This is a genomic window from Tepidimonas sp. (assembly GCF_029335975.1).
In the GTDB taxonomy this organism is placed as follows: domain Bacteria; phylum Pseudomonadota; class Gammaproteobacteria; order Burkholderiales; family Burkholderiaceae_C; genus Tepidimonas.
Window position 1 is genome coordinate 1 of record NZ_JARJMT020000131.1, and the last position, 9,926, is coordinate 9,926.

The following is a 9,926-nucleotide window of genomic DNA, read 5'->3' on the forward strand; positions in this document are numbered from 1 at the left end:
CTCCCTTTTGCTCCTGTCCGGACCGGCGCTCGCCGACACCGCCCTGCCCGACGCCACGCTTCAGCAAGAACCCGGCCGAAATACGCAAGCTCGCCCCGGAAATCGCGCAGAAGCTGCGCGACCTCCACGCGATGAAGCGACCGCAGGCGCCGCCGACGAACAATCCCTCGCTCCGGTTTCCGTCACTGCCAAGGGCTATGCTTCCGAGGACCTGGAAACCCCGGTCTCGACGAGCGCGCTCGACCGCGACGAACTCCTCCGGCGCAATGCGCAGAACCCCGGCGAGGCCCTGCGCGGCGAGCCGGGCCTCGCCGTTGCCAGCGACGGCGCCGGCAAGGACACGGTGAACATCAGTCAGGTTACGCTGTACGGCTTCGAGGCGCAGGGCAAATGGCAGCCTCGGTCGGGCCACTGGCTGAAGGCCGGCCTCTCCGTCGTCCGCGGCACCAACGACGCGCTCGATGAGCCGCTGTTCCAGATGCCGGCCGACGAACTCACGCTGGGCTGGGAAGGCAATGTCACACCGAACTGGACGACGGACGCCACCGGCCGCTTCGTGCGCCGCCAGAACCGCGTCGCCACCGTCTTCTCGCGCGGCAGCGAGAATGAGACCGGCGGCTTCGCCACCGTCGACGTCGGCGCCACCTGGCGCTACGCGAAAAGTCAGTCGCTGCGCATCGGCGTGAAGAACCTCTTCGACCGCGCGTACCGCGAGCACCTCGCCCTGGGCGTTTCCGGCCAGGAGATCCCCATGCCCGGTCGCAGCCTGGTCCTCGGCTGGAGGGGGGAATTCTGATGATCACCCTCGTCAAACGCCACAGGCAGCCGCTGCTGATCGTCGTGCTCAGCCTCGCCCTGGCTGGCGACATGGCGCGCGTCGCCGTCGAGGCGCGCAGGGTCGGCATGGCGGAAGTGAGCAACATCCCGCCGGCGATCCGCGCTCGGCTACTGGTTCGCTTCGCCACCGACGCCGAAGCTGCCCCGCGCCCACTCGAGCATGCGCGCCAACTGGTCGACATGCACGAGCGCGGGAAGGCCGCTGAGCACCGCGACGGCTTTGCCGCGAGGCGAGCCGCATGAGCCCGCCTTTCGCCCCCGGAGAGCCGCATCGCCCTGGCCCTCGCCAAGGCGAACGCGCCGCGGGCGGGGCTTTCGAGCGCGACGCTGGCGTGCGGCGCTGCGGGCGCGGCATATCCAGCCTGCATCGCTGGAGGCCCATGGATCGAACACTGACCCGATTGGAAGCCGCTCCCACAACTTCGGCCGGATGTCGTCAATCGCACAGGAGAAATCCCCATCCACCTGCAGCAGCCAGCAACCGGACCATATGACTCGTGGCCCCGGAAGCAAGCCCTGTCCATCACTTTTATCACTTTTGCACACGGAGGTTGCCTTATGTATCGCACCACTTACTCTGGCCGCGCGCGCAGTCCGCTGTGGCTCGCCGTCGCCTTGGCCTGCGCCGGCGCTGCGCGGGCCGAAACCCAGCTCAAGGAGGTCGTGGTATCCGCCACCCACTCCGAACAAGAAACGCGCGCCGCGCCCGCTTCGGTTTCCATCGTCACGCGCGAGGAAATCGCAACGCGCAACCCCACGGACCTGCTCGACACCCTGCGCGGCACGCCGGGCATCACCCTGATGGGGCGCGGCGTCGGTGGCCGCAAGACCATCGCCCTGCGCGGCCTCGCAGGCAAACACGTGCTGACCCTGATCGATGGCCGGCGCATCACGCCGACCGACGACGTGGTCGGCCACTCCGACTATCAATACGGGTGGTTGCCCATGTCCGCGATCGAGCGCGTCGAGGTGGTGCGTGGCCCGATGTCAACACTTTACGGTTCCGAGGCGCTGGGCGGCGTGGTCAACCTCATCACGCGCCAACCCAAGGATCGCTGGATCGGTTCGATCGGTCTGACCGGCGCCGATCTGCGCTCAGGCGACGGCGGCGACCGCGCCGGCGCCAGCCTGTTCGCGGCGGGCCCGGTCAGCGAGTCCTTCGACCTGCGCCTGACCGCAGAGACGAACCGCCTCGGCGCGGTACCCGACAAGGACCACCCACGCTTCTCGGAACTGGAAGGCCGCAAGAATGACATCGTCGGCGCGATGGGGCGGCTGAAACTCGCCCCTGGGCACACCCTAGAAGCGAGCTGGACCGATGGTCAGGAAAAACGCTGGCGGGACGATATTTCCAGAGGCCAGTTTTATAAAGACCACTACGACATCGAACGCCATCACGGCTACCTGACCTGGCGCGGCGAGTTCGACGGCTGGCGCGCCCAGGCCAACGCCTACCGCAGCGAATTCGACGTCAAGAACACGCGCACCAACGGGGTGGAGCCGACACCGCCACAAAACTTCCGCGACGTCGTTTACGACGCCCATGCGACGACCCGGCTCGGCAGCCATCGGCTGACCTTCGGCGGCGAATACCGCACCGAAACCATGAGGCACCCGCAGCTGACAACCGGCAAGGACGATGCGTCGCACAAGGCCTTGTTCATTCAGGACGAACTGCCGCTCGCCAAGCATCTGGCGCTCACCGCTGGCCTGCGCGCGGACCATCATGAGTTCTTTGGCACCGAATGGAGCCCGCGCGCCTACCTGGTGTGGGAGGCGACGCCCGAACTGATCATCAAGGGCGGCTATGGCCATGCCTTCAAAGCACCGACGCTCAAGCAGATCTCACCGGTGTATGTCGGGACCTCTGGGCCGCATTCCTTTTACGGCAACCCGAATCTGAAACCCGAAAAATCCGACTCGATCGAAATCGGTGCCGACTGGCAGCGCGACCTCTTGGGCCTGCGCGCCACCTTGTTCCACACCGAGCTCAAGGATCTCATCACCACCAGCTTGTTCAAGACAGACCCTGCGCCGCCCTTCCCGCCACGGCGCTACTACCGCTATGTGAATCTGAACAAGGCCAGGGTATCGGGGCTGGAGACCGGCTTCACCTGGAGCATCAGCCCCGAGCTGCTGTGGCAGACCGACCTGACCTTGCTCAGGACGCGCGACAAGGTGAAGGGCAAGGAGCTCTACGAAAGACCAAAAATCAGTGCCGCCTCGCGGCTCGACTGGAAGGGCAGCGGGGGATGGAGCGGGCGCATTGGCGTCGAATATGTAGGCCGTCAACTCACAGCCGCGACCACGACCACCGATGTGCGCCTGCCCGCGTACAGCCTGTGGAATGTGAGCATCGCCAAACAGTTCGGCAAGCAACTGACGGCGCGCGTGGGCATCGACAACCTCACAGACGTGCGGCTCGCCGAAAAAGACCCGAATTTCGGCTACGCCGAACGCGGTCGCACACTCTTCCTCAATTTGCGCGTGGACTTCTGATGATGCGCATGCTTCTGCGACTTCTGGGCGTTGGCTTGTTTTTGGTCGTCGGCGTAGCCCATGCCACCACGGTGCTGTTCATCGCCACCAGCAACGTGCCGGCGGGTAAGTTCCGCCAGCTCGCCGAGATTGCCCAGCCGCACGGGGTGCAGGTTGAGGTGCGCTACCTGCATCGCCTGCCGGCCGAGGTCGACGCGGGACTGTTTAGCGGCTACGACGCTGTCTTTTTCGACAGCTATTTGATCGAGGCGATACAGGCCAAGCTCGCGCGCGCTCTGCCCGGCCTGAAGGCGCCGCATGTTTGGCTCTACGAAGATCAGGCTGCCTGGGCCGGCCTGCCCGACGCGCTGGCCAAGCGCCTCATTGCCTACTACAACAGCGGTGGCCGCAGCAATTTCGATGGCTTTTTTGCCAGCCTGGCCGCGCACTTCGCCGGCCGTCCGCCAAGCGGGATCGCCGAGCCAGTTGTCTTCCCCAAGACGGGCATATACCACCCGCGCGCGCCCGGGCTGATCTTTGCCAAGACGAGCGAATATATGGCTTGGCGCCAACCCGCTGCTGACGCGCCGGTGGTGGCCATTGCCCTGTTCCAGCAATACATCGCCTCGATGCAGACCGGCTTCATCGATGATCTGATTGAACGCATCGAGGCAGCCGGTGCCGTGGCCCTGCCGTTCTACGCGCCCATGCAGGATCCCAAGGCACTCATGGACATCCTGGCACCGGCCGGCCAACCGTTGGCACAGGTCCTCATCAACACCCAGATCATGCTCTATCCGGAAGGGCGGCGCGCCGAGTTCGAGCGCCTGGGAATTCCGGTCGTCCAGGCCATGCCGTATCGCAGAGGGGACGCGGCGGCCTGGGCAGCAGACCCCCAGGGCGTGCAACTCATGGATGTGCCGTTTTACCTGGCGCAAGCCGAATACGCCGGCGTGACCGACATCCAGATCGCCGCGGCCACGCGGAAAGAGGACGAGCAGATCGTGGCCATCGCGCCGCAGGCGGCGGCTGTGGTCGCCAAGGCGCTCAATTACATCGCCTTGCAGCGAAAGCCCAACGCCGACAAGCGGGTCGCCGTGATGTTTTGGAACTATCCGCCCGGCGAGAAAAACCTCTCCGCCTCATTCCTCAACGTGCCGCGCAGCCTCGAAGCGACATTGGCGGCGCTCAAGGCCGCCGGCTATGCGACTGAACTGGTGTCCGAGCCGGCGCTGATCGACGTCCTTCAGCAACTGCTTGCGCCGTTCTACCGCAACGACCGGCTCGATGCGCTGCTGCGTGCCGGGCTGGCCGAGCTGTATCCGGTCAGCCGCTACCGCGCGTGGCTGGTTACCCTGCCCGCCGGGGTGCGCGACGAACTGACCGCGAAATACGGCGCGCCGGAAAGGTCGGCGATGGTCCTGCAGCGCGGCGGCGAATCTTTCTTCGTCATCCCCCGTTACCAGCTCGGCAATCTCGTCATCCTGCCGCAGCCGCCGCGTGGCGAGAGATGGGAAGACAAGGAGAAGGCGCTCTACCACTCCACCAAAGCGCCGCCCTCGCATTTCTATCTGGCCGCCTATCTGTGGACACGCGAGCAGTTCGCCGCCGACGCCATCGTCCATTTCGGCACCCACGGCACGCAGGAATGGCTGCCGGGCAAGGAACGCGGCCTGTCGGTCTACGACTACCCGATGCTCGCCGTCGGCGACGTGCCGGTGATCTACCCCTACATCGCCGACAACATCGGCGAGGCGATCCAGGCCAAACGTCGCGGGCGCTCGACGATCCTCTCCCACCAGACGCCGCCCTTCCGTCCCGCCGGCCTGCACGAGGCGCTCACGCAGATCCACGACCTGCTGCACGCCTGGCTCAACCAGGACGAAGGCGCCGTCAAGGAACGCATCAAGGCCGACCTGCTCGCCACCGTGAAGAAGGAACACATCGAGCGCGATATGGGCTGGAGTTTGGAGCGCGCCGCGGCCGAGTTCCCGGCCTTCGTCGATGCGCTGCACGGCCACCTGCACGAACTTGCCGAAACGGCGCAGCCGCTCGGTCTGCACACGTTTGGGCGCGCGCCCGACGACAAGCACCGCCTCGCCACGGTGATGCTGATGCTGGGCAAGCCCTTCTGGGAGGCCGCCGCTCGGCATGCGGGCGTGCAAGAACTCGATGAGACCCTGATCACGAACTACGACAGGCTGCCGGAAACCGCGCCCTACCGGCTGCTGCGCGCGCACCTCATCGAGCAGCAGCCGACCGATGCCCTGCCCGCCGTGCTGCGCGAACAGCTCGACAAGGGGCGTCAGTGGTATGCGGACATTGGCGCCGCTGGCGAGCAGCCGGCGCTGCTGGCGGCGCTCTCCGGCCGCTACATCCCCACTTCCTATGGCGGCGACCCGCTCAAGAACCCGGATGCCTACCCGACCGGTCGCAATCTCTACGGCTTCGATCCTTCCCGCGTGCCGACAAAACAAGCCTGGGAAGCCGGCAAGGCGGCCGCCGACAACCTGCTCGCCGAGCACAAGAAACTGACCGGTGTCGTACCGCAAAAGCTGACGCTCTCGCTGTGGTCGGTGGAGACCATGCGCCACCAGGGCATACTCGAAGCACAGGCCTTGTGGCTGATGGGCGTGGAGCCGGTGTGGGACGCCGGCGGGCGGGTGACCGGCGTGAAACTGATCCCGCGCGAGGCGCTGGGCCGGCCGCGGGTCGACGTCGTGCTCTCCGCCACCGGCCTGTACCGCGACCATTTTCCCAACGCGATGAAGCAACTCGCGAAGGCAGCGCAGCTCGCCGCCGAAGCCGCGGAGGTGGACAACCCCATCTTCGTCAACAGCCAGCGCATCGCCGCCGAGCTGCAACAGCAGGGCATGAGCGCGGCGGCGGCCAAACGCGCCGCCGTCACCCGCATCTTCTCCTCCGAGTCCGGCCGCTACGGCACGGGGCTCGACGATGCCACGCTGGCCACCGACAGCTGGAAGGGCAAGGCCGAGGGCGACCGCAAACTCGCGCAGCTCTATCTGTCGCGCATGCAATACGCCTATGGGCCCGATGAAGCCGACTGGGGCAAGAGCGGCAGCGAATTGGCCGGCGGCAAGGCCGTCAATCTCTATGCCGCCCACCTCAAGGGCACCGAAGGCGCGGTGCTCTCGCGCACCTCCAACACCTACGGTATGCTCACCACCGACGATCCCTTCCAGTATCTGGGTGGCATCGGCCTGGCGGTGCGCTATCTCGACGGCAAGGCGCCGCAGCTCTACATTTCCAACCTGCGCGGCCGTCAGGGCCGCACCGAGGGCGCCGCGCAATTCCTCGCCAAGGAGCTCGCCACGCGCAACTTCCACCCCGGCTACATCCAGGGGCTGATGCAGGAAGGTTATGCCGGCACGCTGCAGGTGCTCGACGGCATCAACAACTTCTGGGGCTGGACGGCGGTGGCGCGCGAGGTCGTGCGCGACGACCAGTGGCAGGAGTTTGTCGACGTCTACGTGCGCGACAAGCACAAGCTTGGTCTTAAGCAATGGTTCGAGCGTCACAACCCGCACGCGCTGGCGCAGACCATCGAGCGCATGCTGGAGGCGGTGCGCCAGGAATACTGGCAGGCCGACCCGAAAGTCATCGCCGAACTCAAGGCGCGCTACCGCGAGCTTGCGCGCCGCTACGATGTGAGGAGCGACAACGCCACCTTCGAGAAATTCGTTGGCCTAAGCGGCTATGGTCTGTCTGCTGCCCGCCCGCCGGCGCCGGCGAGCGAGCCGCCCGCCGAACAATCGGCCACAGCCGAACCGGCCCCGCCGCCGCGCATCGAGGGCATGCGCCTGGACAAGGTGGAACCGTCGCCCGCGCTCATATCGCTCACGCCCGCGGTGGCGCTGGTTCTCACGCTGATCACGGCCTTGGGGGCCTGGCGGCAGGGCAGGAGACGAGTATGAATCGCCACGCGATTGCCTTGGCAACGGTGACCGCTTCTTGCACGGCGCTCGCCGCCGAGCCGCAACCTGCGCAACTGAAAGAAGTCACCGCGACGGCGACCACCGACGCACTCACCGAGCAGCGCGAAGCGGTGGCGCAAAAGACCGTGATCGATCGTAAGGAGATCGAGGCCCTCGGCGGCCTGACAGTGGGCGAGGTGATCCGCAAGCTGCCCGGCATCGAAGCCGGCGAACACGGTAGCGACGGCGGCATCCGTGCGCGGGCACGCGGCATGCGCGGCGATGCGGTGCAGTTTCTCGTCAACGGTGAGCGGCCGACGGCCAATGCGCGCTTTGCGCTGACCCAAGTCGGGCGCATGCCAGCCGGTGAGTTGGAACGCATCGAGATCCTGCGCGGCGGTTCGGCCGAATTCGGCGGCGCGGCGGCGGTGACGGTGAATCTGGTGATGAAGCAGCCCGTCGCGCGCGCCTTGACTTCCCTCAAACTCGCCGCCGGCCAGCGTGGTAGCGCGGCGAACGCTCAGGTGACGCTGACGCGCGGGGGCGGTGCAGGCGGCTTTTCCTGGCTGTTGCCCGTCTCCCTCAATCGGCATGGCAGGCCGCTGGAGCAGACGCTCAAGCGATTTTCCTCCCTGGATGGCGCGCAGCGCGAAACGGAGCGCGGCGAAGATCAGGAGTTTTCCGGTGCCCTGCGCCTTGACCGTCCCGTCGGTGCGCATTTCCTCTCCGCCGGCGTCGATTTTGCCCGACATCGCCGCGACGACCGCCAGGTTTTGTCCGGCGCCCTGACCGGCGCGACGGATTTCGCCAGCCGCGAACGGCAATGGACGCTCTGGGCGCAGGATGAATGGTCGCTGCGCCCGGATTGGACGGCCACCCTGGGCGTGCGCGGCGAGCACATGCGCATCACGACCGATGGCCAAACGCGCCGTCACGGCGCCTTCGCCCCGGCGCTCGCCCTGCGCTGGGAGCCGAGCCCCGGCTGGGTGGCGCGCGCCTCGCTGTCCGGCGCCATCCGCTTTCCCAAGCTGGAGGAGCTGACCGCAGTCGTCATGCGCAGCGCCTCGGCCAACACGCTGCTGAAGCCGGACCGCGGCGGCGCGGGACCGTGCCAATCCCTGGCGGCTCGAAACCCTCGATGGCGGCCCGCGTACCAGATTGCTCGCGTTGGAGGGTAATTGGTGAGACAGATACCGATCTTTCAGGACGCCTTCCGCAGCTGCCGCTGCTCAGCCGCCGCATGTCGAGGGCCAGCGGCTCACAAAGCCGAGCTTGCGACCCTTTGCCGACCGATCTCCCCCATGTGTTGTCCTCGACTTCCCGGCGCTGGCGACGCCGGCGGACCCACTGCGCAAAGCGCGGCGCTGCCACCGATTCCCACCTTCCCTCATAGGAGACATGCGACATGAGTAACGCCCTCGAAGTCTTGATGTATCAGGCCGGTCAGGTCTTTCTGATCCCGACGCTCGCCGTCATCGCTTTCTTGTTCCTCTATGCGTTCTACGCCCTTGGCGGTTTCGCCTGGCAGGCCTGGCTGCGACGAGGCGGCATGCGGCCCGGCCCAGGGTATCCGCTGCTGGCCTTCGCCCGCGCCAACCCCGGTTGCACCGGCGACGATCTCGATGTTGCCGCGTACAAAATGATGGAGTCGGCGCGTATCGCCACCCGGGTCGCGCCCATGCTGGGTCTGGTGGCCACCATGATCCCCATGGGGCCGGCGCTGAAATCCTTGGCTGATGGCAACCTGGCCGAGGTCTCGCACAATCTGACGGTGGCCTTTTCCGCAGTGATCCTGGCGCTGATCGCCGCCTCGATCACCTTCTGGATCGTTTCCGTGCGCCGGCGCTGGCTGGCCGAGGAATTGGCCTGGATCAATGCCCGCCGTGAAGTATCGGATGCCGAGGCCGGCGTCGCTACGCCCGCCTGGCAAGGGGGTGCGGCATGAAACTGCTGCACGAGACCGAGTCCGACGACCCCATCCTCTCGGTGGTCAACCTCATCGACATCTTCCTGGTGATCATCGCCGCGTTGCTGATCACCGTGGCGCAAAACCCGTTACTGGACGCATTTACCCGCCGCGACGTCACCGTCATCACCGATCCCGGCAAACCGACCATGGAGATGCTGGTCAAAAAGGGCGAGAAGATCGAGAGGTACAAAGCCAGCGGCGAGATCGGCCAGGGCGAAGGTCAGAAAGCTGGCGTCGCCTACCGCATGAAGGACGGGTCGATGGTGTATGTGCCTGAGGCAACCGACGTTCTTACCGAATCCGTCGACGGCGGCGGAAAAGCCGGGCCGTGAGCGGCTGACGAGGCCGAATCGCGCGCTTTGTTTCCGTACTTTAGTATCCTTTCAACCCGGGTTTTTTCATTAGCAGGCCGTTGAAAAAGCACGCATCGGGCGGGCTTGGGGCGCTGATTTCGGAGAAACGGGTCGCCCTGACGCGCCTGCGAAGCGCTTGGAGCGGAGGCTCACGCATGATGCGCGTGCCCCCAGAAGCCGATGCAGCCCATGCGCACCCTGTCGTAGGTGGCTAAGCACAGCAGCGCTTGGCCCGCGAGCTTCGCCAGACCGAGCAGGAGGGAGATGGCCTTAAGCTCACACTGTCTAGATCCAGCCACAGTGACCTACTATCTGGAAGAGAACATATCGAAATGAGAGGAAGCTCTTGTCTCA

7 protein-coding genes are annotated in these 9,926 nt (G+C 66.0%); all 7 read left to right on the top strand.

Going from position 1 to position 9,926, the window contains the following annotated elements; translation table 11 throughout:
- Nucleotides 1-796 (top strand): TonB-dependent receptor (locus tag P3W97_RS07095; RefSeq protein WP_300845168.1); only part of this gene is annotated, 796 nt, incomplete at its 5' end.
- The gene (locus tag P3W97_RS07100; RefSeq protein ID WP_300845170.1) at nt 796-1,080 is read left to right on the top strand and encodes a hypothetical protein; all 285 of its coding nucleotides are present in this window, start codon (nt 796-798) and stop codon (nt 1,078-1,080) included. The genes P3W97_RS07095 and P3W97_RS07100, both read left to right, overlap by 1 nt.
- A gap of 315 nt (nt 1,081-1,395) precedes the next feature.
- Nucleotides 1,396-3,336, top strand: a complete 1,941-nt coding sequence (locus tag P3W97_RS07105) for a TonB-dependent siderophore receptor (RefSeq protein WP_300845172.1) — start codon at nt 1,396-1,398, stop codon at nt 3,334-3,336.
- 2 nt (nt 3,337-3,338) lie between these two features.
- The gene (gene cobN / locus P3W97_RS07110) at nt 3,339-7,250 is read left to right on the top strand and encodes a cobaltochelatase subunit CobN (RefSeq protein ID WP_300845174.1); all 3,912 of its coding nucleotides are present in this window, start codon (nt 3,339-3,341) and stop codon (nt 7,248-7,250) included.
- Nucleotides 7,247-8,428 (top strand): TonB-dependent siderophore receptor, encoded by a 1,182-nt coding sequence (locus P3W97_RS07115; RefSeq protein WP_300845176.1) that lies wholly within the window; start codon nt 7,247-7,249, stop codon nt 8,426-8,428. Before cobN ends, P3W97_RS07115 begins: the two co-directional genes overlap by 4 nt.
- A 227-nt stretch (nt 8,429-8,655) precedes the next feature.
- Nucleotides 8,656-9,195 carry a MotA/TolQ/ExbB proton channel family protein gene (locus P3W97_RS07120; protein WP_300845178.1) on the top strand — a complete coding sequence of 180 codons (540 nt, stop codon included), beginning with the start codon at nt 8,656-8,658 and terminating at the stop codon, nt 9,193-9,195.
- Entirely contained in the window at nt 9,192-9,551 is a 360-nt protein-coding gene (locus P3W97_RS07125) for a DUF2149 domain-containing protein (protein ID WP_300845181.1), read from the top strand. The genes P3W97_RS07120 and P3W97_RS07125 overlap by 4 nt, the downstream gene beginning before the upstream one ends.
- The last annotated feature ends 375 nt before the right edge of the window (nt 9,552-9,926 follow it).